Source organism: Agromyces fucosus (assembly GCF_004134865.1).
Lineage (GTDB): Bacteria > Actinomycetota > Actinomycetes > Actinomycetales > Microbacteriaceae > Agromyces > Agromyces fucosus.
The window spans coordinates 1,181,002-1,205,663 of record NZ_SDPO01000002.1 but is presented as its reverse complement, the minus strand read 5'-3'; the positions used below and the strand labels follow the sequence as shown (position 1 = coordinate 1,205,663).

25 protein-coding genes, 1 tRNA gene and 1 pseudogene are annotated in these 24,662 nt (G+C 70.2%); 11 read left to right on the top strand and 16 right to left on the bottom strand.

Translation table 11 applies throughout. From position 1 onward, the window contains the following. Positions 1-70 precede the first annotated feature (70 nt). The gene (locus ESP57_RS18440; RefSeq protein WP_165877448.1) at positions 71-997 is read left to right on the top strand and encodes a hypothetical protein; all 927 of its coding nucleotides are present in this window, start codon (positions 71-73) and stop codon (positions 995-997) included. A 120-nt stretch (positions 998-1,117) separates the two neighbouring features. Here the strand turns inward: ESP57_RS18440 and ESP57_RS18890 are convergent. Continuing rightward, positions 1,118-1,267 (bottom strand): annotated as a pseudogene (locus ESP57_RS18890) (TOPRIM nucleotidyl transferase/hydrolase domain-containing protein); the annotation flags it as partial. Between the two features lie 240 nt (positions 1,268-1,507). Here ESP57_RS18890 and ESP57_RS11360 point away from each other — a divergent pair. The 3 genes from ESP57_RS11360 (at position 1,508) to ESP57_RS11350 (ending at position 4,662) form a co-directional block, all read left to right on the top strand. After that, positions 1,508-2,413: a serine protein kinase RIO gene (locus ESP57_RS11360; protein ID WP_243648486.1), complete on the top strand. Its 906-nt coding sequence runs from the start codon at positions 1,508-1,510 to the stop codon at positions 2,411-2,413. A 106-nt stretch (positions 2,414-2,519) separates the two neighbouring features. Beyond that, positions 2,520-3,080: a hypothetical protein gene (locus ESP57_RS11355; RefSeq protein WP_129231599.1), complete on the top strand. Its 561-nt coding sequence runs from the start codon at positions 2,520-2,522 to the stop codon at positions 3,078-3,080. 175 nt (positions 3,081-3,255) lie between these two features. Further along, the gene (locus tag ESP57_RS11350) at positions 3,256-4,662 is read left to right on the top strand and encodes an MFS transporter (protein WP_129231598.1); all 1,407 of its coding nucleotides are present in this window, start codon (positions 3,256-3,258) and stop codon (positions 4,660-4,662) included. A 3-nt stretch (positions 4,663-4,665) separates the two neighbouring features. Here the strand turns inward: ESP57_RS11350 and ESP57_RS11345 are convergent, their stop codons facing one another. After that, the gene (locus ESP57_RS11345; protein WP_129231597.1) at positions 4,666-5,310 is read right to left on the bottom strand and encodes a TetR/AcrR family transcriptional regulator; all 645 of its coding nucleotides are present in this window, start codon (positions 5,308-5,310) and stop codon (positions 4,666-4,668) included. A 25-nt stretch (positions 5,311-5,335) separates the two neighbouring features. Next, positions 5,336-6,070, bottom strand: coding sequence for a MarR family winged helix-turn-helix transcriptional regulator (locus tag ESP57_RS11340; protein WP_243648485.1), 735 nt, complete (start codon positions 6,068-6,070; stop codon positions 5,336-5,338). Between the two features lie 172 nt (positions 6,071-6,242). Here ESP57_RS11340 and ESP57_RS11335 point away from each other — a divergent pair, with 172 nt between their 5' ends. Then, positions 6,243-7,007, top strand: a complete 765-nt coding sequence (locus ESP57_RS11335; protein ID WP_129231596.1) for a MarR family winged helix-turn-helix transcriptional regulator — start codon at positions 6,243-6,245, stop codon at positions 7,005-7,007. Between the two features lie 108 nt (positions 7,008-7,115). On the opposite strand, the gene ESP57_RS11330 is transcribed toward ESP57_RS11335, so the two are convergent. The 4 genes from ESP57_RS11330 to ESP57_RS11315 all read right to left on the bottom strand — a co-directional run bounded on the left by ESP57_RS11330 (position 7,116) and on the right by ESP57_RS11315 (position 11,225). Beyond that, the gene (locus ESP57_RS11330) at positions 7,116-7,916 is read right to left on the bottom strand and encodes an ABC transporter permease (RefSeq protein WP_129231595.1); all 801 of its coding nucleotides are present in this window, start codon (positions 7,914-7,916) and stop codon (positions 7,116-7,118) included. A 9-nt stretch (positions 7,917-7,925) separates the two neighbouring features. Beyond that, the gene (locus ESP57_RS11325) at positions 7,926-8,825 is read right to left on the bottom strand and encodes an ABC transporter permease (protein ID WP_199470642.1); all 900 of its coding nucleotides are present in this window, start codon (positions 8,823-8,825) and stop codon (positions 7,926-7,928) included. A gap of 86 nt (positions 8,826-8,911) precedes the next feature. Further along, a complete protein-coding gene (locus tag ESP57_RS11320) occupies positions 8,912-10,093 on the bottom strand; it encodes an ABC transporter substrate-binding protein (RefSeq protein WP_056007352.1) in 1,182 nt (393 codons plus the stop codon). Between the two features lie 82 nt (positions 10,094-10,175). Beyond that, on the bottom strand, positions 10,176-11,225 hold the full coding sequence (locus ESP57_RS11315; RefSeq protein WP_056007956.1) for an ABC transporter ATP-binding protein: 1,050 nt from the start codon (positions 11,223-11,225) through the stop codon (positions 10,176-10,178). Positions 11,226-11,366: 141 nt separating this feature from the next. Between ESP57_RS11315 and ESP57_RS11310 the strand changes: the two genes are divergently transcribed. Both ESP57_RS11310 and ESP57_RS11305 read left to right on the top strand, forming a co-directional pair. Further along, the gene (locus tag ESP57_RS11310) at positions 11,367-12,173 is read left to right on the top strand and encodes a FadR/GntR family transcriptional regulator (protein WP_082571213.1); all 807 of its coding nucleotides are present in this window, start codon (positions 11,367-11,369) and stop codon (positions 12,171-12,173) included. A gap of 4 nt (positions 12,174-12,177) precedes the next feature. Further along, complete coding sequence (locus ESP57_RS11305) at positions 12,178-12,966, top strand: cache domain-containing protein (protein WP_129231593.1); 789 nt, start codon at positions 12,178-12,180, stop codon at positions 12,964-12,966. A 43-nt stretch (positions 12,967-13,009) separates the two neighbouring features. Here the strand turns inward: ESP57_RS11305 and ESP57_RS11300 are convergent, their stop codons facing one another. Continuing rightward, positions 13,010-13,669 carry a TetR/AcrR family transcriptional regulator gene (locus tag ESP57_RS11300; RefSeq protein WP_129231592.1) on the bottom strand — a complete coding sequence of 220 codons (660 nt, stop codon included), beginning with the start codon at positions 13,667-13,669 and terminating at the stop codon, positions 13,010-13,012. A gap of 79 nt (positions 13,670-13,748) precedes the next feature. Here ESP57_RS11300 and ESP57_RS11295 point away from each other — a divergent pair, with 79 nt between their 5' ends. After that, positions 13,749-14,678 carry an alpha/beta hydrolase family protein gene (locus ESP57_RS11295; RefSeq protein ID WP_129231591.1) on the top strand — a complete coding sequence of 310 codons (930 nt, stop codon included), beginning with the start codon at positions 13,749-13,751 and terminating at the stop codon, positions 14,676-14,678. A 47-nt stretch (positions 14,679-14,725) separates the two neighbouring features. Here the strand turns inward: ESP57_RS11295 and ESP57_RS11290 are convergent, their stop codons facing one another. Next, positions 14,726-15,289: a TetR/AcrR family transcriptional regulator gene (locus ESP57_RS11290; RefSeq protein ID WP_207904532.1), complete on the bottom strand. Its 564-nt coding sequence runs from the start codon at positions 15,287-15,289 to the stop codon at positions 14,726-14,728. A 71-nt stretch (positions 15,290-15,360) separates the two neighbouring features. On the opposite strand from ESP57_RS11290, the gene ESP57_RS11285 reads away from it, so the two are divergent. Continuing rightward, positions 15,361-15,753 carry a DUF4267 domain-containing protein gene (locus ESP57_RS11285; protein WP_129231590.1) on the top strand — a complete coding sequence of 131 codons (393 nt, stop codon included), beginning with the start codon at positions 15,361-15,363 and terminating at the stop codon, positions 15,751-15,753. Positions 15,754-15,767: 14 nt separating this feature from the next. Here ESP57_RS11285 and dcd read toward each other — a convergent pair whose 3' ends face one another. Next, complete coding sequence (gene dcd / locus ESP57_RS11280) at positions 15,768-16,373, bottom strand: dCTP deaminase (protein WP_056007332.1); 606 nt, start codon at positions 16,371-16,373, stop codon at positions 15,768-15,770. Between the two features lie 104 nt (positions 16,374-16,477). Here dcd and ESP57_RS11275 point away from each other — a divergent pair. Next, positions 16,478-16,551, top strand: a tRNA-Gly gene (locus tag ESP57_RS11275). A 364-nt stretch (positions 16,552-16,915) separates the two neighbouring features. Then, positions 16,916-17,620: an SOS response-associated peptidase gene (locus tag ESP57_RS11270; RefSeq protein WP_129231589.1), complete on the top strand. Its 705-nt coding sequence runs from the start codon at positions 16,916-16,918 to the stop codon at positions 17,618-17,620. Between the two features lie 51 nt (positions 17,621-17,671). On the opposite strand, the gene ESP57_RS11265 is transcribed toward ESP57_RS11270, so the two are convergent. From ESP57_RS11265 to ESP57_RS11240, 6 genes are all read right to left on the bottom strand, one after another. Continuing rightward, entirely contained in the window at positions 17,672-18,067 is a 396-nt protein-coding gene (locus ESP57_RS11265) for an SHOCT domain-containing protein (protein ID WP_056007328.1), read from the bottom strand. Between the two features lie 124 nt (positions 18,068-18,191). Further along, positions 18,192-18,950, bottom strand: a complete 759-nt coding sequence (locus tag ESP57_RS11260; RefSeq protein ID WP_129231588.1) for a DUF2306 domain-containing protein — start codon at positions 18,948-18,950, stop codon at positions 18,192-18,194. Between the two features lie 85 nt (positions 18,951-19,035). Beyond that, entirely contained in the window at positions 19,036-20,511 is a 1,476-nt protein-coding gene (locus ESP57_RS11255) for a DUF2252 domain-containing protein (RefSeq protein ID WP_129231587.1), read from the bottom strand. A gap of 32 nt (positions 20,512-20,543) precedes the next feature. Further along, on the bottom strand, positions 20,544-22,166 hold the full coding sequence (locus tag ESP57_RS11250) for an MFS transporter (RefSeq protein WP_129231586.1): 1,623 nt from the start codon (positions 22,164-22,166) through the stop codon (positions 20,544-20,546). A gap of 104 nt (positions 22,167-22,270) precedes the next feature. Beyond that, positions 22,271-23,119: a class II glutamine amidotransferase gene (locus ESP57_RS11245; RefSeq protein ID WP_056007317.1), complete on the bottom strand. Its 849-nt coding sequence runs from the start codon at positions 23,117-23,119 to the stop codon at positions 22,271-22,273. A 115-nt stretch (positions 23,120-23,234) separates the two neighbouring features. Then, positions 23,235-24,554, bottom strand: a complete 1,320-nt coding sequence (locus ESP57_RS11240; RefSeq protein ID WP_115959629.1) for a serine hydrolase domain-containing protein — start codon at positions 24,552-24,554, stop codon at positions 23,235-23,237. Between the last annotated feature and the right edge of the window lie 108 nt (positions 24,555-24,662).

Here is a 24,662-nt window from a genome sequence, read left to right as displayed (position 1 = left end):
AACCACATCGCGGACGCCGCCGGAAGAGCCCGTTCACGACTCGTTCCCCGGCTGAAGCTACGATGCGGCCATGCTGAAGCCGTCCTCCGACGCCACCGCCGGCCACGTCGTGCACCTCATCGAGCGATTCGACACCCCGCAGAGCGCGCCGGAATCCCTGCTGCTCCCGAAGCGGATGCGCACCCTCGGGCGCGCGATGTTCGCACTCGCCGGTGTGATCGCGACCGTCGGCGCCGCCGTCGCCCTCGTGCTGCTCTGGACCGATGAGACGCCGGGTTGGTGGTTCAACCTGATCTTCACGATCATGATCGGCTGCATTCCGGTCGTCGTATGGGCGATCCTGGTCGGTTCGATCCAGGATGCGGCCGCCGAGCGAGCGCTGCAGGAGACCTGGCAGGAGCACCGTGATCGCTCCCGAGCCGAGCCGGGCACGGTGGCGGACCGGCGCATCGCGCTCTCGGACGACGGCTCCGTCTCCTCCTTCGACCTCGTCGTGACGCTCGGCCGGGGAGCGACGCTGAGCGGGAGCTGGCGGCCGCGCACCTCGTCGGGTCGCCCGTTGCTGCAGACGCAGGTGCCGGGAGTCGGCACCGCGGTGCGGGTCTGGCGGATCGCCGATGCCGACGTCGCGGCGAGCGCGAGCCCGGTCGTCATCGAGGTGGCGGACCCGACGGTCGTGGTGCAGCACCGAGCCTGTCTCGATGAGCGCCCGCATCCCGGCCGGGATCCGCGACTCCTCGAGCGCGTCGATCATGAGCGGCGCGAACTGCGCCTTGCGCCCGGCGTGCGTGCCGAGGAATCGCCGGAGCTGCGCGTCCGTCGCCCTCCCGCGTTGCGCGGGCTGATGCTGGAATCCGCGGAAGCGGACGATCTCGCCGTGCTCGGCGAGCAGTTGCTGCATGCGATCGACGCCGAGCGCACGGATCAGCTCCCCTTCGAGGTCGGGGTCGCACGCGAAGAACCCGAGCCCGGCCAGCTCGGGCAGGGTGGCGGCTGAACCGAGTCCACCGCCTTCCAGAGCACGCTGCACGTAGGAGATCTCGGCGGCGTCGAAGAGGCCGAGCACCCGCGGCCGCACGGGCCAACTGGCGAGTTCGCCGAGGCGATGGTGCAGGTTCGTGATCCCGTCCATCGAGACGACCCGCACCTGCGCGGCCGCCAGGTCGCGCCCGAGCCGTACCGCGAGTGCCTCGACCGCGAGCCGGTCGCTGTTCCCTTCGACGAGCAGCAGGGTGTCGGATGCCGCGTGCCCCGGGTCGCCTCGCATGGGGCGACCCTACTCCGCCTCCCGCTTCGGCGGGCTCTGCGAACCATGACACTGGACGCGCCCGGCGAAACGCCCTAAGCTGCCGAAGCTGCCGTTTCGCGCAGCATCCGCCCCGGTGCATCCGGTGAAGAAAGGAGTCGATCATGGCTGTCGTTGTCGTGAACCTCCACGTTCCCTTCACTTGCGAGGCCTCCACCCGCTGAGCGGTCCGGTGGCCTCCGCGACCTTCGGAGATCCACCTTGCACATCACCTCGTCTCTCGACGAATCCGCCGTCGTGCGTGCGCACGCGGCATCCACTTCATTCACGACCCCGCGGTTCGACGCGGGCGACCTCGCCTTCCAGACCACGGAACCCGGCGAGGGCCAACGCTGGTCGACCTGGCCGGCCACCACTCCGCTCGAGCGCGGCCCCCAGCCGCGACCCGAGTGGCTCGTCACGGATGCCGCGGCGATCGACACCGAACTCGGTGTCGTGAAGACCGGCAAGGAGGCCGACCTCTGCCTCATCGAACGGGCCGTGCCCGACGCCGAACCCGGCACGCTCGGCAAGCACGTGCTGCTCGCCGCGAAGCGGTATCGCGGCAGTGAGCACAGCGACTTCCACCGCTCGACCGTCTACACCGAGGGCCGCACCACACGTCGCAGCCGTGACGCGCGCGCCCTCGCCAAGGGCACGACGTTCGGCCGCGAGGTCGCGCGCATGCAGTGGGCCTACGCCGAGTTCGAGGCGTTGACCCGGCTCACCGAACTCGGAGCGGCCGTGCCGTACCCGGTGCAGGTGAGCGGCACCGAGGTGCTCATGGAGTTCATCGGCGACGGCCGGGTCGCCGCGCCGCGCCTCGCACAGGTGCGGGCGACGCCCGACGAGCTGCGGGAACTGTTCCACCAGGTCGTCGACTTCATGCGCACGCTCGCGCGCTCGGGGCTCGCGCATGGCGACCTCTCGCCGTACAACTTGCTCGTGCACGACGGCGGGATGGTCGCGATCGACCTGCCGCAGGTCGTCGACGTGGTGTCGAACCCGCAGGGCTTCGACCTGCTGCACCGCGACTGCCGGAACGTCTGCGACTGGTTCACGCGGCAGCGCCTCGAGTGCGACGCCGAGCAGTTGTTCGGCGAGCTGATCGCGGAGGTCTACAGCTGAGCGGTGAGCGTCTGAGGGCCGGGCGATGTCAGGGGTATCCCTGAGATGGGGTCACGGTTCGAGCACATCCGTTGCGAATAGGAAGATATGTTCCTATTCTCTGGGCATGGCATCTCGAACCACACTCCTCGCGACGATCGCCGCCGGCGCGCTCGCCCTCGTCCTCACCGGCTGCGGCGCCGGCGCGCCCGCGCCGTCCGCCTCCGGCGCCGCCCCGGAGGCCTCGGCGACGGCTGATCCCGCTGCCACCGCCACGGAGGCACCTTCCGATCCGGAGGCCGGTGCGCTCAGCTGCGACACCGTGCTCACCGACGCCGAATACACGCGGCTCGCCGCCGAGGGCCACGAGCCCCGGGATGATCCGTTCCTCCTCGGCCCTGCCATGGAGCGCATGGCCGACGAGGGCGCGCTCGTCTGCGTCTGGAACAAGCCGAACAGCGATGTCGCCGTCTGGTACGCCCGGCTCGAGGTCGGCGACCAGGGCCAGGCGTGGCTCGATCAGCTGCAGGCCGAGGGCTGGTTCGAGGACACCCACCAGGGCGACGGCAGCTACCAGGCGCCGGCGGACTACGACGCGAACTACCAGCCGTCGGTGCTGCTCGACTCCGGCGTGCTGCACTTCGTGGGCGACAACCGCCTGCTCCGAGAGGTGCGCGAACTGCAGTAGGCGACCCGGCTCGCGGCCGGGCAGGCCGCGAGCCGTGAGCGGCGGGGTCCGCAGCAGCGATACAGTGCCCTCGGGTCGATGAGGACCCCGGCTCGTGCGAGCGAGGCCGCCCGGGTCGCGCCCGGCCGCGGCATCCGCCACCCGCTGTTCACCTGAGAGAACGAGACTGCAGCCCATGACCGATCCCGACGCGCCGCGCTCACCCGAAGCGCCCCGCAACTTCCCGCCCTCGCACCTCACCCCGGCCGACGGGGCCGCGGCGACGATCGGGGTGGCGACCGGGCAGGTCGAGGCCGTCGCCGAAGCCGGAGCCCGCAAGGGGCGGATCTTCGCATGGGGCTTGTGGGACTGGGGATCGGCGGCGTTCAACGCGGTCGTCACGACGTTCGTGTTCACGGTGTACCTCACGAGCGAGTCGTTCGGTCCGAAGGGCACCGTCGAGGCGCAGCTCGGCTGGGCGCTCGCGATCGCCGGCCTGCTCATCGCGCTGCTCGCACCCATCACGGGCCAGCGCTCCGACACGAGCGGCCGTCGCAAGTTCTGGCTCGCGGTCAACACCTACATCGTCGTCGCCATCACGGTCGCGATGTTCTTCGTGCAGCCCGGCCCCGAGTACCTGCTGCTCGGCCTGTTCCTGGTGGCCGCCGGCAACGTCTTCTTCGAGTTCGCGGGCGTCAACTACAACGCCATGCTCGTGCAGGTCTCCACGCCCCGCTCGATCGGCAAGGTCTCGGGCTTCGGCTGGGGCATGGGATACGTCGGCGGCATCGTGCTGCTGCTCGTCGTGTACTTCGGCTTCATCCAGCCCGAGGTCGGCCTCTTCGGGGTCACCGGCGAGAACGGCATGGACGTGCGCGTCACGATGCTCGTCTCCGCCCTGTGGTTCGGCCTGTTCGCCCTGCCCGTGCTGTTCGCGGTGCCCGAGTACCGCAACCCCGCCGCCGTCGAGCGGGAGAAGATCGGCTTCTTCGCCTCCTACGCGCGCCTCGGCCGCGACATCAAGCGGCTCTGGAATGAGCAGCGCAACACCGTCTGGTTCCTGCTGGCGAGCGCGGTCTTCCGCGACGGCCTCGCGGGCGTCTTCACGTTCGGCGGCGTGCTCGCGGCATCCGTCTTCGGGTTCTCTGCCGGCGAGGTCATCATCTTCGCCATCGCGGCGAACGTCGTGGCCGGCATCTCGACGATCGCCGTCGGCGCGCTCGACGACAAGCTCGGCGCGAAGCCGGTGATCATGGCGGCCCTCATCGGGCTCGTGGTGAGCGGGCTCATCGTGTTCTTCCTGCACGACGGCGGGCAGATCGTGTTCTGGACCGCGGGCCTCGCGCTCTGCCTCTTCGTGGGACCCGCGCAGTCGGCGAGCCGTACCTTCCTCGCCCGCCTCATCCCCGCCGGTCGCGAGGGCGAGGTCTTCGGCCTCTACGCCACGACCGGTCGCGCCGTGAGCTTCCTCGCGCCGACCGCCTTCGCACTCTTCGTCACGATCGGCGGCGAGCCGTACTACGGCATCCTCGGCATCGTGCTCGTGATCGCGCTGGGGCTCGCGCTCCTCATCCCCGTGAAGGCGAGCGCACCGACGAGGTAGCGGTCAGTCGCCCGCCCGCGCACTCAGACGGGCGACGGTCTCGTCGAGCGTGCGGCCCACGATGCGGGTCATGTCGACGGCGTCGGGGTTCAGGAGCCACTGCACCTGCAGTCCGTCCATCACGGCGATGAGGGCGGAGGCCGAGTCGGCGAGGTCGTCGGGGTCGGTGTTGCCGGTGACCTCGCCGAGCACGCCGGCGATCTTCTCGCGCAGCACGTCGAGGCGCGCCTGGAAGTACTCGTGCGCCGGATGCCCGTCGGTGACCGACTCCCCCGACAGCACGGCGTAGGCCTGCACGACGCCGCGACGGCGCGAGTTCTCCTCGACCGTGTCGACGAGATGCTGCAGGAACGCCGGGCCCTCGGTCTGCGCACGGGCGGGCACGCCCGCGACCTCCTCGCCGTCGCGGTACTTCAGCATCGCGACGAGCAGCCCCTCCTTGCTGCCGAAGTGATGCAGCACGCCGGCATGGGTCATCCCGGCCTGCTCGGCCACCTCGACAAGGGCGCCCTTGTTGTACCCGCGGGCGCCGAACACGTTCATCGCCGCCTTCAGCACGGCCTCGCGGCGCTCGGTGGTGCGGGCCTGCGGGCGCAGGGCGCGCTCGGCAGCCGGCCTGCCGCGCGCGTCGTCATGGACTTCGGCCACGGGGTTCCCTCCTGTGCGGATGCGTCTAGCCCTCGTCGCGCGGCCAGTCGGCGATGAAGCGCGAGAGCAGACGCGCGAACTCGGCGGTCTCCTCGGGAGTGAAGGCGGCGAGCGCGGTCTCGACGGCACCGCGGCGCGTGTCTCGGGCGCTCTCCAGCAGCTTCCGGCCGGAGGCCGTGAGCACGAGGGCGCTCCGCCGGGCATCGGATGGGTCCGCCTCACGGCGCACATGCCCCGCCTCGACGGCCGCCTGCACGAGCCGGCTCGCCCGCGGCTGATCGACGCCGATCGCCTCGGCGAGCTGGCTCACCGAGGGCGGGCGCTCGGCGCCCTCGAGCGCATCGAGCAGGCGGAAGCGCGCAGCGTGCGCGAGCGCGTGCCGGCCGGGACCGCCACCCGGGCCTCGCCCGCGACCTCGCCCGCCCCAGCCTTCGGGTCCCCCGCGACCGCCGCGGTGGCCTCGACGGTCGTCGGGCTCGGCCCCCTCGCCGCGCTCGTGGTCGGCGTGCCCCGGATGCTCCGCAGTATGGTACCCGTCGGGCCCGTGGTCGTGCGGGTGGTCGTGCGAGTGCCCGCCCCCGTGCCCGTCGTGGCCCTCCTGCCCGAAGTGCTCGGCCCGGCGCTGGAGCCGCCGGCGTTCCTGATCGCGGCGCATCGTGACGAGGGCCTGCTCGATCACGGTGATCGGGTCGTTCGGGGCTGCGCCCGCGGCATCCGACCCTGAACGTTCCCCGGGAGGGACTTGACTCGATGCGTTCATGTATGTCATTGTACATATACATGCTACAGTGCATGCAATTGATCGGGTGCTCCACCCGGGTCGAAGCGAACGCCGACTGAGGCGACGCCGCCCGAGCGCACCCGCCCTCTGCGGGCGAGCCTCCAGTGCCGCCCGCGACACCGACGCGCTCCGCGTCACGAAAGGAACACCCATGACCACCCCCGACAACACTCAGAACAACAGCACCAACGGCCCCGCGAGCCCCCGCCCCTTCGGCTTCTGGCTCAAGGTCATCGACCGCCGCCTCGACGAGGCGATGGGCGATCTCTTCGCCGAAGAGGGCCTCACTCGCCGCGACTGGCGGCGCCTCAACCTCGTGGCGGGCACCGTCACCGACCCCCGCATGAGCGAGAAGCTCGCAGCGCGCCCCGAGCGCGTCGAGCCGCTCGTCGAACGCGGATGGGTCGAGGGCGAGCCCGGCGCCTGGCGCCTGACCGAGGCCGGCGAGACCGCTCGTGCCTCACTGCAGGAGCGCGTCGCAACGCTCCGCGCGAAGGTCGCCGGCGCCGTCAGCCCCGAGGACTTCGCCACGACCATGGCCTCGCTCGAGGCCATCGCCGGCGAACTCGGTTGGGTCGATGGCGAGCGGATGCCGCGTGGGCACCGACGCGGCTTCGGCCGCCGTCACGGCGGCGAGGGCTTCGGCCGACGTCAGCACGGTGAGGGCTTCGGCCGGCGTCACGGCGGCGAAGGCCACCGTCACGGCGAAGGGCACGACGCCGGCCACGGTCGGTGCGGCCACGGCCACGGCGACGGGCACGGGCACGGGCACGGCCCCACTCGCAACGACGTCCACGTGCATGTCCACGTGCACGGAGATGCCGGCCGACCCGGTCACCCGCACGAGCGCGGTGACCACGGCCATCGCGGCCACGACGGTCACGAGGGCCACGGCCGCGGTCGCAACCGAGCCTGAGCCCGGCTGAACACTGCCGCACGCCGCCTCGACGGCCACCGCTGCACACCACGAGGGACCCGCCACCGGCGGGCCCCTCGTCTGCTTGCGGCATCCGCTCGTCACACCTCAGCGCTTCTCAGCCTCCGATCCCGAGAGCCGCTGCGCGATGTAGATCGGGATGATCGAGACGAGCACGAGCACGACCGCGATGACCGACACGATGGGCGCCTGGTTCGGCCGGAACATGTTGTTCAGGATGAAGATCGGCAGCGTCGTCACCCCCGATCCGGCCGTGAACGTCGTCACGATGATCTCGTCGAAGGAGAGGGCGAAGGCGAGCAGTCCGCCCGCGAGCAGCGCCGAGCGCAACTGCGGGAAGGTCACGAGCCGGAAGGTCGTCCACACACCGCCGCCGAGGTCGGCCGAGGCCTCCTCGAGGTTGGTGCCCTGCCGCCGGAGCCGCGCGATGACGTTGTTGAACACCGTGACGATGCAGAACGTCGCGTGCGCGATCACGATCGTCCAGATCGAGAGCGGCACCCCCATGATCGTGCGGAAGAAGTTGTTGAGCGCGATACCCGTGATGATGCCCGGGAGTGCGATCGGCAGGATCACGAGCAGGCTGATCGCCTCGCGCCCGAAGAACTCGAAGCGCTGCAGGGCGAGCGAGATGAGGGTGCCCAGCACGAGCGAGACGATCGTGGCGATCACCGCGATCTGCACGCTCGTCGCCACGGCCTCCATGGCGCCGGCGCTCTGGAACGCGCGGCCCCACCACTCGAGCGTGAAGCCGGGCGGCGGCCAGGTGAGCGACGTCGACGTCGAGAACGAGTTCACGAGCACGACGAAGAGCGGCACGTAGACGACCAGGAGGATCGCGCCGGTCACGACGCCGAGCATCGTGCGGGAGAGTCTGGAGAGTCGCATCCGTCGCCCCTAGAGGTTGTCGAGCGCGCCGGTGCGACGCACGAGGAAGAGGTAGCCGAAGATGATCACGATCGGGATGAGCGCGATCGCCGAGGCGAGCGGCAGGTTGTTCGCCGCGCCGACGTTCGTGTAGACGAGGTTTCCGAGCATCTGGTTCGCGCCGCCGACGATGTTCACCGTGATGTAGTCGCCGAGCGAGAGCGCGAAGCTGAAGATCGTGCCCGCGATGATCGCCGGCAGCACGAGCGGGAACACCACGAGGCGGAGCGTCGGCCAGGTACGCCCGCCGAGGTCGGAGGAGGCCTCGAGCAGCGAGTCTGGCACGCGCTCGAGTCCCGCATAGATCGGGAGGATCACGTACGGCAGCCACAGGTACGACAGCGTGATGATGGTCGCGGGCAAGCCGTAGCCCGGCGTGCTGCCACCGAAGGGCGCGAGCAGCCACTCGAGGATGCCGTCCTGCGAGAGCACCGACCGCCAGGCGTAGGCCTTCACGAGGTAGCTCGCCCACAGCGGCGTCAGCACCGCGATCACGAGGATCCGCTGCATGCGCGGCGTCGCCACCTTCGCCATGAAGAACGCGATCGGCAGCGCGAGCGCCACGTCGATGAGCGTGACGGCGAGCGCGACGCCCAAGGTGCGCAGGGTCACCGTCTGGTACAGCGAGCCGGTGATCACCGTGACGATGTTGTCGAGCGTCCACTCCTGGGTGATCTCGCCCGTGAAGCTGTCGACCGACCAGAACGCGGTGACGAGCAGCAGCACGAGGGCGACGATGTAGACGATGCCGAGCCAGAAGAGCGGTGCGCTGAGCAGCAGGCCGAGCCGGGCGCGTGGGTGCGTGCTGAGGAAGACGGAGACCCGGCGTGCCGGGGTCTCCCGCGGTCGGGGCACGGTCGCGTGCGTCAAATGCGTGTCCTGTCGGTCGAATGATCCGGATGCCGCGGGGCCGAGGGAGTCCTCGCGAGGTCTCCCCCGGCCCGTGGTGGGCGGGGTCAGCCCTTGATCTCCTGCCACGCCTCGGTCCACGCGGCGTAGTCGGTGCACTGCACGTCGGTGCGGCCGTCGAGGCACTTCTCGATCGGGGTCGACCAGTACCAGATCTGCGACGCGTAGTCGGCGTCGCCGGCGTGGTACGCCTCGCAGTCCTCGCGGTACTCGCAGGCCTCGTCGCTCGACGGAGCCTCGCCGAAGTACGACGTGGCCGCGGCGTTCGCCTCGGGGCTCGCGATGTAGTCGAGCCACGCGTACGCGCAGTTCGGGTTCTTCGACTCCGACGCGATCATCCAGGTGTCCGACCATCCGGTCGTGCCCTCTTCGGGCAGCACGACGTCGGTCGCGACTCCCTCGCTCTCGAGCACGTTCTCGATGACCTGCCAGCTCGTGCCGACGACGGTGTCGCCGGTCGTGAAGGCCTGGATCTCCTTGAGGTAGTCGGACCAGTACTCGCCGATGTTCTCGCGCTGCTGCTTCAGCAGGTCGACCGCGGCGGCGAGCTGCTCCTCATCGAGGGAGTACGGGTTCTCGATGCCGAGCTCGGGGTTGTGCGCCATGAGGTAGACCGCGGCGTCAGCGATGTAGATCGGCGAGTCGTACGCCGTCACCTGACCGGCGTACTCGCTCGAGCCGTCGAAGACGACGTCCCACGAGGTGGGTGCGGTCGGGAAGACCTCGGTGTTGTACATGAGGAGGTTCGCGCCGTAGCCGTGGGGCACTCCGTACGCGACGCCGTCGACCGAGTTCCACGCCTGGTCCTTCAGGAACGGGTAGATGTTCTCGTAGTTCGGGATCAGGTCGGTGTTGACGGGTGCCACGTCGCCGGCGGCGACGAGGCGGAGCGACGCGTCGCCCGATGCGGAGACCACGTCGTAGTCGCCGGTCTTCATGAGGTTCAGCGCCTCGTCGGAGGTGCCGAAGGTCTTCGTCGTGACCTCGCAGCCGGTGTCCTCCTCGAAGGGCGTCACCCAGTCGACGGCGGGGTCGTTCGAGCCGTCCTCGACGTATCCGGGCCAGGCGAGCAGGGAGACCTGACCCTCCATCTCGCCGAGTTCGGTGGCGGCCTCGCCGCCGTCCGAACCGCCGCCCGACGTCGTGCCGCAGGCGGTGAGCATCGCGATCGAGGCGATCGCGAGTCCCACGGTCGCGCCGCGGCGTGCCGTGTGCGTGGTGCGCTTCATGGTTCTCTCCTCTTCTGGTGTGCCGTGTGGTGCAGTTGTGGTGCTGGTCTTCGATGCGGTCGTCGAGAACGTGCGTGGTGCGTCAGCCCGAGATCCCCGGGAGCACCTCGATGCCGAGCGGCACGACGTCGTCGTCGTGCCACGAGACCACGACGCGGTCGCCGCGCTCGTCGTCGTGCTGGCGACCCCGGTCGTTCTGCTCGAGCACGGTCACGCGGGTGCCGTCGTCGAGGTCGACGACGAGGCGCACGCCGCTGCCGAGGTAGATCGCCTCGACGACCGTGCCCGGCACGTCGACGACTCCCTGCTGGCGCAGGCCGTCGCGTGTCACGGTCATCTTCTCGGGGCGCACGGAGTGGTGGCCTTCGCGTCCGAGGATCGTGCGTGAGCGGTCAGCGTCGAAGAGGTTCGAGGTGCCGACGAAGTCGGCGACGAAGCGCGAGCGGGGGCGCTCGTAGAGTTCGGCGGGGGTGCCGAGCTGCTCGATGCGGCCGTCGTTGAACACCGCGATCCGGTCGGAGAGCGTGAGCGCCTCCTCCTGGTCGTGCGTGACGAAGATGAAGGTGATGCCGAGCTCGCGCTGGATCTGCTTCAGCTCGACCTGCATCTGCTCGCGGAGCTTGAGGTCGAGGGCGCCGAGCGGCTCGTCGAGCAGCAGCACCTTCGGCTGCACGACGGTGGCCCGTGCGAGGGCGACGCGCTGGCGCTGCCCGCCCGAGAGCTGCGAGGGCTTGCGGCCGGCCATCTGCTCGAGCCGCACCGAGGCGAGGGCGCGAAGCGCGCGCTCGTTGCGCTCCTTGCGGCCGAGGCCGCGCACGCGCAGACCGTAGGCCACGTTGTCGAGCACGCTCATATGCGGGAACAGCGCGTAGTCCTGGAACACCGTGTTGACATCACGGTCGAACGGCGCTCGCTTCGTGACATCCTGCCCGAAGAGCTCGACCGTTCCCCCGCTCGGCTGTTCGAAGCCGGCGATGAGCCGCAGCACCGTGGTCTTGCCCGAGCCCGACGGCCCGAGCATCGAGAAGAACTCGCCGGCCGCGATCTCGAGGTCGACGTGGTCGACCGCCGTGACCGCCCCGAACTCCTTGGTGAGTGCGGTGAGGCGGATGGCCGGTTGCGTCTCGGTCATGGACATCTCCTTCGATGCGACCCGAAACATCTGAAACCAGATGTTCGTCTGTCCAGAATCATATGACTCCAGATGTAAAAGTCCAGACCCCCGTGTTACGGTCGTGTCACGGATTCGCCAGCACAGATGCGGGGAGGTCGGATGCCGCAGGCCACGAGCCGCTCCGACGCCACGCGCGCGGTCGTCTTCTCACCGCTCGAGGGGGCCGGTCGCGCCGAACTCGTCGAGCAGCGACTGACGGATGCGATCGTCGCGGGCGTGCTGCGCGACGGTGAGCGCCTCCCCAGCGAGTCCGAACTCGCGAAGAGCCTCGGCGTCGCCGTCGTGACCGCCCGCGAGGCGCTCGTGGCGCTTCGCGACAAGGGCCTCGTGCTCACGCGACGAGGCCGCGACGGTGGCAGCTTCGTCACCCACGATCGCGACGCCGCCATGCGCATGACCGACGCACGGGTTCGCGCGCTCAGCCGCATCGAGCTGCGCGACCTCTCGCTGCACTACGCCGCGATCGCGGGCATGGCGGCCGAGGTCGCGGCCGATCGCGCGAGCGACGACGACCTCGCGAGCCTCGTCGAGGTCGACGCCCGTGCCGACCTCGGCTCCGCGGGCGGCGCCCGACGGGCGATGAGCCGGTTCCAGCTCGAGATCGCCGCGGTGAGCCAGTCGCCCCGGCTCGTGCACGAGGAGCTCCGCCTGCAGGCCGAATCCGGCCCCCTGCTCTGGCTGTGCCTGCGCGAACAGGCGTATCGTGACCGCAGTAGACAGGCGCGGGTCGAGGTCATCGAGGCGATCCGCAGCGTCGACCCGCCACGGGCACGGCGCGCGACCACCGACCACATCGCAGCCGCCACCGAGTGGCTCATCGACGAGAAGTCCCGGCTCGAGTCCCCGCAGCAGGGTCCCGAACAGGGTCGGCAACCGGCACCGGATGCCGAAGACCGGAAGGGCTGAGGCCATGACCACCCCCGTCGTCAACGCAGCCGACACCATCGCCCACCGCATCGCCGCCACGATCGACCCGCTCTTCGCGCTCATCGACACCTGGCGCGACGAGCTCGAGGCGCGCCTCGCAAGGACCGCCGAGCCGAGCGCCGCCGAGTTCGACCCCGTCGTCGCCGCGCTCGTGCGCCCCGCCCTCGACGACTCCAGCGCGCTGATCACCGGCGCGGGGTTCGTGGCCGCGCCCGGGTTCCTGCCCGATGCGCCGTGGCACCTCGCGTGGTGGTTGAGCGGCACGAACACGTTCCGCGCCGCCGCCGACGGGGGCGTGCGTCGCCTCGACGCCGAGAGCGACCCCGACGCCGAGCAGTTCCGCGACTACACGACGCTCGAGTGGTGGCGCATCCCGGCACGCACCGGCACGCGTCACCTCACCGGCCCGTACGTCGACTACCTCTGCACCGACGACTACACCGTCACGATCACCACGGGCGTGATGGTCGACGGCGAGATGGCCGGCGTCGTCGGCACCGACGCGTACGTCGCCCGCCTCGAGCAGGAACTGCTGCCGGTGCTGCGCGAGTCGGGGCATCCGTGCACGCTCGTGAACGCCTCGGGGCGCATCGTAGCCTCGACCGACTCACGGCACGCGACGGGTGCGCTGCTCCGGCTCGACGGGCTCGCCTCGGTGCTCGCGCCACTGCACGAGCATCAGGGCCAGGCCTCGGCCGGCGTGCTGCCCGGCGGTCAGTTCGTGGTGCCGTGCGGCGACACGACCCTCGCGCTCGTGTTCGCGACGACCTGATCGGCGCGCCCGCGCACGCGGTCGCGTGCCCCGGGTCGCCCCGTCAGGCGGTGAGGTCGTCGACCTCGGCGAGCCGCGCGACGAGCGCGTCGTCGGCTCCGGCGGCGCGGAGGCGGGCGACGAGCGCGCGCCGCGCGAAGACGTAGGGCAGGTTCGAGCCACCGAGCAATGAGCGGGTGTTCGCGGCGTCGAGCAGCGCGGTCGCCTCGAAGGCGAACTGCTCGGGATCCTCATCGGCCCCGACCTCGCCCTGTGCCACGGCGTAGCCGAAGGACGCGGCGATGTACCCGTTCCACTCGCCCATTGCCGCGGCGAGCGCGTCGCGCACGGGCCCGGGCTTGGAGTCGAACTCGGCGGTGGTCGCGGCGAAGAAGCATCCGCCCGCGAACACCCGGCCGCGTGAGTACGCGATCCAGCCATCGAGCAGGGCCACGATGCGACGGATGCCTCGGGGCTCGCCGCGTGCCGGCTCGATGACGCTGGCAACGAAGCGCAGCCGCGCCGCCTCGATCGCGGCGAGCTGCAGGCGCTCCTTCGAGCCGAACAGGGTCGCGACCCCGCTCTTGCTGACGTGCGCGGCCTCGGCGAGCCGGCCGATCGAGAGCCCGTCGAGCCCCTCGACCGAGGCGAGGTCGACGGCGCGATCGAGCACGAGGCGTCGCGACGCGTCGCCCTTCAGCCGTCGTCCGTCGGTCTCGATCATGTCTTGATTGTACGCACGATCGTTCGTATAGTATGCGTACGACCGTTCGTATTGTCAGGTGCAACACCGAGGAGCCACGATGTCAGCAGCATCCGCAATCGCCACCGGAGTGCGCGCCGCGGCGCGCATCTCCCCCGACCTCGGTGCGGCTCTCGCGCTGCCGCTCTTCCGGCGCGTCGGCAAGCGCGCACCCGTCGTCGCCACCGACCTGGCGACCCATCACGCCGCTCGCCGCGGCACCGTGCGCATCCCCGGCATCCGCGGCAGGGGCGTCGATGTCGCCACCTACGAGTGGGGCGCGGGCGAACGCACCGTCCTCCTCGCACACGGCTGGCAGTCGCGCGCCAGCATGTTCGCCCCGCTCGTTCGCGAGCTCCGGAGCGAGGGATTCCGCGTGCTCGCGTTCGACGGGCCGGCCAACGGCGACTCGCCCGGCCGCCACACGTACGTCGTCGACCACCTCGACGTCATCGGCGAGCTCACCCGGCGCGAGGGGGCGTGGCACGCGATCGTCGGGCACTCGTTCGGTTCGCTCGCCGCGCTCATGGCCGTGCACGGCGGGATCCCGGCGACGCGGGTCGTCGGCATCGCCAGCGCAGCGGACCCGAGGATATTCGTCGACGGCTTCGGCACGATGCTCGGCCTCGATGCATCGACTCGCGACGCCCTCGCCGCGAGATACGCTGCGCGCGACTTCACCGGGCAGCCCGACCCCTTCGAGCGCTACTCGGCTGTGCGACATCCGCTGCCCTTCGAGACGCCACTGCTGCTCGTGCACGACCGAGGCGACCTGCGGATCCCGTTCATCGAATCGGAGCGACTGCTGGAGGCGAACCGCGGTCACGCCCGGTTGCTCGCGACCGAGGGGCTCAGCCACAACCGGGTGCTCAGGGCCGACGTCACGCTCGACGCCGTGATGGAGTTCATGCTCGCGGGCGACGAGGCGTCGACCGGGCGGATGGCACGGGCGGCCTCACTCGCAGCGCACCCTTCGGGAGCCGCGGGCTGACTCAGGCGGCCTCGGGCGGCCCCGGGGCCGATGCAGGCCGACTCGGTTCAGCTCGCGATGAGGCCGAGCAGCACCGCAAGGCGGCCCTCGCCGTCGCCCGGAACCCGGCGGGTGCGCTGCAGCATCGTGAGGCCGTGGAGGCTCGCCCACAGCACCTCGGCGAGCGTGTCGGGATGCTCGGCGAACGGCTGCACCACGGCGCGGATCTCGGCGAATCCCGCGACCAGTTGCGGCAGGGTGCCCGCTTCGGCGAACGCGAGCCCCGTGCCGCGCACGAACATCGCGTCGTACATGGCGGGGTGCGCCTCGGCGTACCGGAGATAGGCGCGACTCACCGCCTCGAGCGCGTCCTCTGGGGTGGACGCGCCCGATCGAGCCTGCGCGAGGGCGTCGGCCATCTCACCGAAGCCCTCGACGGCGACCGCGTCGATCAGTGCGTCCATCGAGTCGAAGTGCGAATAGATGACGGGCTGCGTGTAGTCGATCGCATCGGCGAGGCGCCGCGACGTCACCGACGGCCAGCCTTCAGCCTCGGCGAACTCCCGGGCGGCCGCGAGGATCGCCAGGCGTCGCTGCTCCCGGCGCCGGGCCATGCGTTCACTCGTTGCCACGAATCCGAGACTACCGCTCGGTCGAAAGGAATGCTAGCGTCGCAATAAATCTTTCAACGATAGGAAATCACATGGACCTCACCCAGTTCACCGTCGCCACCTGGATCGGCGCCTCGCTCGCCCTCGTGCCCGCTCTCGGCATCATCGCCGTCGGGATCTCGTACCTGGCGTGGCCGACGGCCGTCTCGCAGGGCTTCGGCTTCACCACCGCGATCACCCCCGAGGTGACGCCGTGGCAGCACATCAAGGGTCCGCGCGACATCGCCTCGGGGCTCGCCGTGCTGGCGATGCTCGTGTTCTTCGGTCCGGCGGCGGCCGCCGTCATCCTGCTCGTCGAAGTGCTCATCCCGATCGGCGACGCGCTCATGATCATCCGCAACCACGGCCGGCTGTCGGCAGCCCTCGGCATCCACGTCTCGACAGCGGCGCTGATGATCGTCGCCGCCGTGCTGCTGTTCCTCTGAACAGCCGGTGCGGGCTAGTCGCCCCGCGACCCGGCGTCGGTGACACCGACATCCGTGCGGTGGAACTGGTGGAACGAGCGCGACGCCGTCGGCCCGCGCTGCCCCTGGTAGCGGTTCGCGTACTCGGCCGAGCCGTAGGGCCGCTCGCTCGGCGACGACAGGCGGAAGAAGCACATCTGGCCGATCTTCATGCCCGGCCAGAGCTTGATCGGCAAGGTGGCGACGTTCGACAGCTCGAGCGTGACGTGGCCCGTGAAGCCCGGGTCGATGAACCCGGCCGTCGAGTGCGTGAGCAGGCCCAGCCGGCCGAGCGAGCTCTTGCCCTCGAGGCGCGCGGCGACGTCGTCGGGCAGGGTCACGGCCTCGTAGGTCGAGGCGAGCACGAACTCGCCCGGGTGCAGGATGAACGCCTCGTCGGGCCGCACCTCGATGAGGTGGGTCAGCTCGGGCTGGTCTTCGGCCGGATCGATGAAGGGGTACTTGTGGTTGTCGAAGAGACGGAAGTACCGGTCGAGGCGCACATCGATCGACGAGGGCTGGATCATGCCCGGTTCGTACGGGTCGAGCCCGATGCGGTTCGCGTCGAGTTCGGCCCGGATGTCGCGATCTGAGAGCAGCACGCTGCCAGCGTAGCAACGCGGCCCCGACGAGTCCGCCGGTCGGGTAGCGAAGCGCATCGAGACCGTTGATACGATGGTGCACACGGTGTCTGCGGATGCCGCGTGCGGATGTAGTTCAATGGTAGAACTTCAGCTTCCCAAGCTGATAGCGCGGGTTCGATTCCCGTCATCCGCTCCACATCGCGAATTCGGGTGCGTCGCGCACCGAACGCTCTGGCGCGCCGACCCCCCAATGGGGGCCGTTCGGGTGGTAATCTCGACCCACCAGCACGAACGGCGGCGACTGCGATTCGGGTTCGCAGCCTCCTCACTACCGCTCGTGATGGTCGGACGAGGAGCAGGAGGGGGCCAACCGTTCTTCGCCCCTGAGTGACGCGCTCGCTCAATGCGTGCGCCATCGGTGGAACCGCGACCCTACCCGCGTAGGTCACCGATGGCCGGGCCGGTGAGACCCCTTCACCGGCCCGGCGGCCCCATCCCCTTCGAACTCCGCTCGACGGCCGCTCTGGCCACGTGTCGGGGGCCGGGTGCAGACTGGCAGCATGTGCGGACGATTCGCAAACGACGCCAAGATCGACGAGCTCATCCAGGAGTTCGTCGCCGAGGGCGGCGACTACCGCGACTGGCGGCCCCAGTTCTCCATCGCCCCGACCGAGGTCGTGCCGATCGTGCGGGAGCGCAAGAACAGCGAGACCGGCGAGGTGCGGCGTTCGGTCGATCCCGCGGTCTGGAACTTCCGCCCGTCGTTCATGAAGGAGTCGAAGCGCCCGCAGTTCAACACGCGCATCGAGACCGTCGCCACCAACGGGTTGTGGAAGGGCGCCTTCGCGTCATCCCGCTGCCTCGTGCCGATGCGCGGCTACTACGAGTGGACCGGCGAGCCCGGCAGCAAGCAGGCCTGGTTCCTGCACGGCGAGCAGCCGCTCCTCGCGGCGGCCGGCATCTACACCGCGCGCAAGGTGGGCGACGAGTGGGAGGTCTCGACGTCGATCATCACGCGCGAGGCTCGGGATGCCTCGGGCGAGGTGCACGACCGCATGCCCGTCTTCCTCGACCGCGACGCCTGGGACGACTACCTCGCACCCGTGAAGCTCGACGACGCCGGCAAGGCCGAGATGATCGAGCTCATGACGGCCGAGTCCGAACGCGTCGCCTCGTCCATCTCGAACTACGAGGTCGACCGTCGGGTCAACAACTCGCGTGCTGTCGATCCGGCCGACCCGACGCTGATCGAACCCCTCGACTGACGCGGCGAGCGCGCACCACGCCCGCCCGCCCGCGTCAGCAGTTCGGACCGGTCAGTACTTGCCGCCCAGCGCCTTGTTCTTCAGCGCCTCGAACTCGCCGTCGGTGATGAGTCCCTGTTCGCGCAGCGACTGCGCCTTCTCGATCTCCGACGCCGGGTTCGCGAACGATGTCGCGCGGATCTCCTCCTCGGAGTACTCCTGGTACTCGACCTGCTTGCGCGCCGAGCGCTCGGCCATGCCCTTGCCGCGCGCGATCAGGTAGACCAGCGCCGTGACGAACGGCACGAAGACGAGGAAGAGGACCCACACGGCCTTGAGCCATCCGTTGAGCGAGTGATCGCGGAAGATGTCGATGAGGATGTAGATGAGGGCGAACAGGTACGCGACGTAGGCGAAGATCCAGAAGCAGAACCAGAACCAGTCCCAGACGCTGTTGAGGAAGTACATGGTGATCGCCTTTCGCCCGAGCCGGGATCACCGGCGTGCAGAATCGGCACCGTGACGGCGCCGGTCGTCCTTCTGCCGTCAACCTAGCGCAGCCCCCGCCCCGGAGGACAGAGGCCACGCGGGATCACTCCGGCAGCGCGTAGGACGGGAGTCCCCGACGGCGGATCAGCCACTCGGCCACGATGAGATTCGGGATCCAGCAGAGGAACGGCACCGCCGCGTACGCGTTGTCGAACGCCGCTTCGAAGTCGAAGTCGCCGGGCAGCGCCTGCACGCCGAGCAGCACGCCGATCCAGAGCCGCAACGTCACCGCCGCGTAGGTGAGGGCGAAGTTGCGCATCATCCATGCCCGGTGGCTCGGGACATCCCCCGCCCGGATGGCACGGTAGGCGCGCACGCCGGTGGCGATCCACAGCGCGGCGAGCGCGCCGAACCCGAAGAACCCCACGAGGCCGGCCGAGTTGAACGGCGCCATCACGAGCCCGGCGACGCCCGCGATCAGCACGGCACCGAGGTAGGTCCGCCCGGTCCAGCGATGCACCCGCGGATGTCTCGTGCGAAGCCCGCGCCAGAACTGGAACGGCCCGGCGATGAGGGCGATGGCGCCCGCGACGATGTGCACGTAGAACGCGAGCTGCACGAACCCGGGTCGCCCGTCGTAGTTCGAGGCGAGGCCGACGCCGTCTTCCGAGAGGGCGGCGAGCGATGCGGTGAGGTAGGGCGTGACGGCGTAGACCGTGATCGCCAGTGAGGAGAGCAGCACCCACGTCCATCCCGCGCGCGCGGCGAACGATCGAGGGGCGCGAGGCGGCGGCATCCCCTCTCCCCGCACGTGCGGTGCGTCGGGGGCGGATGCGGCTGGGGTCCTGGTTCCGGTGCTCATGCGGCTCAGCATGGCGACCGGCGCGCCGGACCGGCACGGGGTGCTCCCCCGGTTCGCACGGGGGGAAACCCCCGTGCGTGCGGCCTCACCCCTCCGACGCCTCGAGCCGCCCCGACTGCACCGCCGCGACGAAGGCGCGGTGGTCCCGTTCGTTCTGGTCGGCGTACGCCACCGCGAAGTCGGCGATCGCCTGGTCGAAGCGGTCGCTGTCGCCGAGGTAGCCGGCGATCGCGACGCGGTCGCCCGAGCGGGCGTGCGCCCGCGCGAGCGTCTCGCCGCAGACCTTGGCGTAGAGCTTCGCCCCCGACGGCACGCTCGTCTCGACGTCGAACGCCCCCTTCCAGTCGTGCAATTGACGCAGGTAGAAGTCGCGCTCGACGCCGTCGCCGCCCCGCACGCGCTGCCAGCCGAGGAACAGGTCGCTTGCCGCCTGCATCACCCGCTGGCCCCGCACGACGCGTTCGCCGTGGTGGTCGAACGCGCTCGGCCCGAGGAAGCGCTCGAGCACCGACGTCTGCGCCTCCTTCGCCTGGAGCAACAGCGGGTCCTCGTCGTCGCGGCCGCGCAGCAGCACGATCCACGCGCGGGTGCCGACGCTGCCGACGCCGACGACCTTGCGCGCCATGTGCAGGTAGGAGAACTCATCGAGCGGATGCCTCGCGAGCGGCAGCGTCGTGCGGTAGTCGCGCAGCAGCTCGCGCATGGCCTCCTCGTCATCGGCATGCGTACGGCCGACGGGCGCGAGGTCCTCGACCGGCACGATGAGGGGCGGGTCCGCGGCGATGCGCAGCTTCCCGTCGATGACCCGCACGAGCTTCGAGAAGGCCTTCATGCTGTCGCGGGTCTTCGCCTTCGCGATGATCGAATCGGTGCGCTTCACCTGCTCCTTCTCGGCGTGGCCCGCTTCGCGCTCCGCGCGCACCCATTCGGCGAGCGTGTCGGCGTCGAGTCGGTCGTACCAGGCATCGAGCACCCGGGACTCGGCGGCCCGATGCATCCGCTCGCGATAGCCGCGGACCGCCGCGACGGTCGTGTCGCGCCGCTCGGCCTCGCTGAAGCCACGCGACCGGCCGGCGATCTCGAAGCTCGCTGCGAGCCGCTTGAGGTCCCACTCCCACGGGCCCGGCAGCGTCTCGTCGAAGTCGTTGATGTCGAAGGCGAGCTTGCGCTCAGGCGTGCCGAAGACGCCGAAGTTCGAGAGGTGCGCGTCACCGCAGACCTGCACGGTGATGCCCGAGTCGGCCGTGTGCGCGAGGTCGGCGGCCATGATGAGGGCCGCACCCCGGTAGAACGTGAACGGCGAGACCATCATGCGCGCGTGGCGGATCGGGATCAGCTCGGGCACACGGGTCGCGGCCTGCTCCTCGAGCAGTGCCACCGGGTCGGGCCGGTCGGCCGCGGGCGCCCAGTCGGCATGCTCGGTGCGCGGTGAGCGCCGGCGCGCCGCCCGCCCCCACTCGGCCCTGGCCGCGAAGTCGGTGGGATCGGGGAGCGGTTCGGGCGGCGCGACGGCCCCATCGCGCGATCGGCCCGCTTCGGATGCCCCGTGGTGCGTCGTCATGGTGCTCCCCCGTTCCTCGTCTCCCCGCCCGGTCACGTCACCGGCGGGACATCCGCTTTCTCGCGCTTTCGGCCCATGACCTCGGTCGGGATCCCGCGCGAGAAGAAGAGGGCGAAGAACGCGATCACGATGAGCGCGAAGAACGCGGTGTGCAGCGACGAGATCTGGGAGTCGGTGTAGATGCGGGTGAGCTCGGCGCTCTCGGACTCGTCGAGGCCGGCCTCCTTCGCGATGTCGGCGACGTCGGCTGCGGGGAGGATCGCGACGCCGGCCTCGGTCTGCTCGGCGACGAGCGCTTTCGTCTCGGGCGAGAGTTCGCTCGAGGCGACGCCGAGCGCGAAGCTCGAGGCGAGCGCGCCGATCAGCACCGAGCCGATGAGCGCGGTGCCGAGCGAGGAGCCGAGGTTCTGGAAGACGCCCTGCAGTCCCCCGACCTCGCTCGTCTGCGACTCGGAGACGCTCGACATGTTGACGTTGCCGAGCTGCGAGGCGAGGAGGCCGAGCGCGGCGCCCGCGACGAACATGCCGAAGCCGAAGGCGAAGCTCTGCAGTTCGAGGTCGACCGAGGCGAGCAGCAGGATCGAGCTCAGCACGAGGGCGATCTGGCCGATGCGCACGATGCGCCGCGGCGACCAGAGCCGCGAGAGGCGTGTGCCGACGATCGAGAAGAGGATGAGCGAGATCGAGAGCGGGAAGATCTTCAGGCCCGTCTCGAGCGCGTCGAGGCCGAGGGTCATCTGCAGGTAGACCGGCACCATGAAGAAGAGGCCGGCCGTGATCGCGTACTGCGCGCCGAGCACCGAGAGGCCGCTGCGGAGCCGCGCGATCCTGAAGAGTTCGACGTCGACGAGCGGCTGGCGCCCCGTTGCTGAGAGGTGGCGCTGGCGACGCACGAAGAGCGCGAGCAGCCCCGCGCCGGCGACGATCAGCCACGCGCAGAGCGAGATGCCGAGCGGGGCGATCTCGACGCCGCCGATCTCGGGCGAGTTCAGCGGCGTGATCCAGCCCCACGTCTTGCTCTGCAGCATGCCGAGCACCACGAAGATGAGCCCGACGGCCGAGAGCAGCACGCTCCAGACGTCGATGTGCGCGGTCTGCCGAGCCGTGCGATCGGCGATGACCCTCGTGAAGAGCACGACGACGATCATGATGACCACTTCGCCGACGAACACGTAGCGCCAGCTCGCGTACGTCGTGAGGAACCCGCCGATCAGCGGGCCGGCCGCGACCGCAGCACCCGAGACGGCGCCGATGACCGCGAACGCGGTGATGCGGTCGGTGCCCTCGTAGTTGTCGGCGATGAGCGCGGCGACCGCCGGGATCACGAGCACGGCGCCGACGCCCTCGATGATCGACCAGCCGAGGAAGAGCACCTGCACGTTCGGGCTGAGCGCGGTCATGAGCGAGCCGAGCGCGTAGATGCACGAGCCGATGACGAACGCCCGGCGCCGCCCCCACACGTCACCGAGTTTCGCGCCGAGCAGCATGAGCGCCGCCATGGTGAGCGTGTAGAACGTGATCGCGGCCTGCATCGCCGTGACCGTGGTGTCGAGGTCGACGACGACGGTCGAGATCGACACGTTCATGACGGTGCCGTCGAGCACCATGACGAACTGCGCGGCCCCGAGGATCGCGACGACGGACCACTTCTTCATCTGATCCCCGTTTCCGACGCGCGATGTGGAGTCGAGGTCAGTATGGCACCGGATGCCCCGGCGGCGCCTCAGGCCGGCACGGCGAGATCAGGCCGGCACGGCGATCAGGCACGCACGGCGCTCGACATGAACGGCTCGTAGCTGTAGCCCTCGGAACCGAGGATCGCGACCGACGACTCGGGCACCTCGAGGAAGGCGCCGGGCAGGTTGTTGAGCGGTTCGGAGACCACGACGCGCGCCCGCTGGCCGAAGAGCTTCAGCCGCGGGACATCCGGGTACATCTCGTGCAGCGTGGGGATGTCGACGGAGTGGAAGAGCGTGCGCGACTTGCCCTCCGAGGAGTACCGGAAGGCCCAGATGGTCGCGCCGTCGGCGAGAGCGATCGTGCCCTGCATCGGGTAGTCGATGCCGTGCTTGCGGCCGGTCTCCTCGACGAACTGCACGGCCCTCGTCATGCCGCCGACCGGATCGCCCTGCAGGCCGAAGGTGAGCGCGAGGTGGAACAGCACCTCGGAGTCCGTCGTGCCCAGGATGTGCGGGTAGAGCTCGGGGTCGACCGCGAAGGTGAGGTCGCGCTTCATCTCGTGGAAGCCGTGGATCACCCCGTTGTGCATGAAGAGCCAGTTCAGGTACCGGTACGGATGGCAGTTGGTGCGCTGGATCGGCGGCCCGGCCGCCGCGCGGACGTGGCTGAAGAACAGCGGGCTCTCGACCGCGTCGGTGATCTCGCGCAGGTTCTCGTCGTTCCACGCAGGTTCGACGCTGTGGTAGATCGACGGGATGCTCCCCTCCGTCGAGCCGACGGGATACCAGCCGAACCCGAAGCCGTCGCCGTTCACGGTCTCAGCGCCGAGCGGCGAATCGAGCGCCTGGGCGACGAGCGAATGCTGCGCGTCGAGGATCACGAGCGATGGTTGGAGCGGTTCTCCCGCGTAGGCAAGCCAGCGGCACATGGGCTCAGCTCCTTCGTCCTGCATCGGAGCGCGTCCGGCATCGGAGCGCGGATGCGGTCAGCCTAGCGCCGCCGCGATGAATCCTCACCTCCTCGCGGGTGAACGGCTTGGCACTTCAGCCCGCGGGCGCCGCCTCCGGTGCCGGCTCGGCAGCGGCATCGGGCTTCGGGCACTTCGCCAGCTCGCGCATCTTGGTCGTCGCCTGTTCGAACGACCACGGCAGCTCGACGAGCGGCTTCTCGTGCTCAGGAGCGGGAGCGGCCTTCGACGCGAGCGAGGCGAGGGCGAATGCCGCTTCCCTCGCGAAGTCCCCGCCGGAGGTCGAGTTGTTCAGGGCGATGACCACCGTGAGCCCGCTCTCGGGATCGGTGAACGCGGCCGTCAGGGCACCGGTCGACTCGCCGGCGAGGCCGCGCATCGGGCCGAACTCGGCGCCCCCGAGTCCCCAGCTCTGCCAGGCCGGCGTATCGCCGCCGAGCGGGATCGGAGTCCACTGCTTTCGCGCCGTGCCCTCGTCGAGCAGGGCGCCGGTCGCGAACGCGGCGCTGAGCCGACGGGCGTCGTCGAGGCTCGAGACGGCTCCCGCCGCGGCACCGCCCATCGAACTCGACTGGCGGCTGTCGTCGCGGATGACGGCGCAGTCTGCGGTTCCGTCGGCGGCGAGCGCGGCCGAGTACGCGCCGAGGCCGTCCTCGAGCTCGGTGTCGTTCGGCGCGGGGAGCTTCGTGTCCTCGAGCCCCAGCGGGTCGAGGACGTACTGCTCGGCGAGATCGTTCCAGGCGCGGCCGGTGCGTCGCTCGAGCGCCATCGAGAGCAGCAGCACACCGGTGCGCGAGAGCGTCCACTGCTCGCCCGGAGCGCCGGTGCGCGGCAGCGCGAGGCCGCTCGAGAGCAGTTCGTTGGGCGGCCAGATGCGCTCGGGGTTCGCCACGAAGTGGCTCTTCAGCCCCGGGTAGTAGTCGGCGACGCCCGAGGTGTGCGCGCAGAGCTGGCCGAGCGTGATGCCGTCGAGGCCCGGCACCCAGTCGACGTAGTCGTCGACGTGGTCGTCGAGCGCCACTCTGCCCTCGTCGACGAGGCGCAGCAGCACCGTGCACGTCACCTCGCTCGTGAGCGTGCCGAGGCGGAACTCGGTGTCGGTGGTGACGGGCTCGGATTTCTCGGCGAAGTCGACGGTGCCCGAGGCGCCGGTCCACTCCCCCGACCACGGCGACCAGGCTCCTGCGACGCCGCCGCTCGATCCGCTGAGCGCGACGGCTTCGTCGAGCACGGCCTGCAACTGCCCGGCGAGGTCGTCGCCGAATGCGGCTCCGACGGGGTCGAGTTCGGCCATCGGGTCCACTGAACCGCCGGTGCACCCGGAGAGTCCGAGCACGCCGACGAGGAAGACGGCGATGACGGCCCGCCTCCGTGCGACCTTGATCTGGCCAGCCACCTAGCTCCCCTCAGCCGTGTGTCCGGTGAAATTGTAACCCGGCGAGGGGGCGAAGCCCGTCCCCTCGCGCTTTCGGGGCGGGTCGTGGTACTCCGCGGCGGGTCGTGA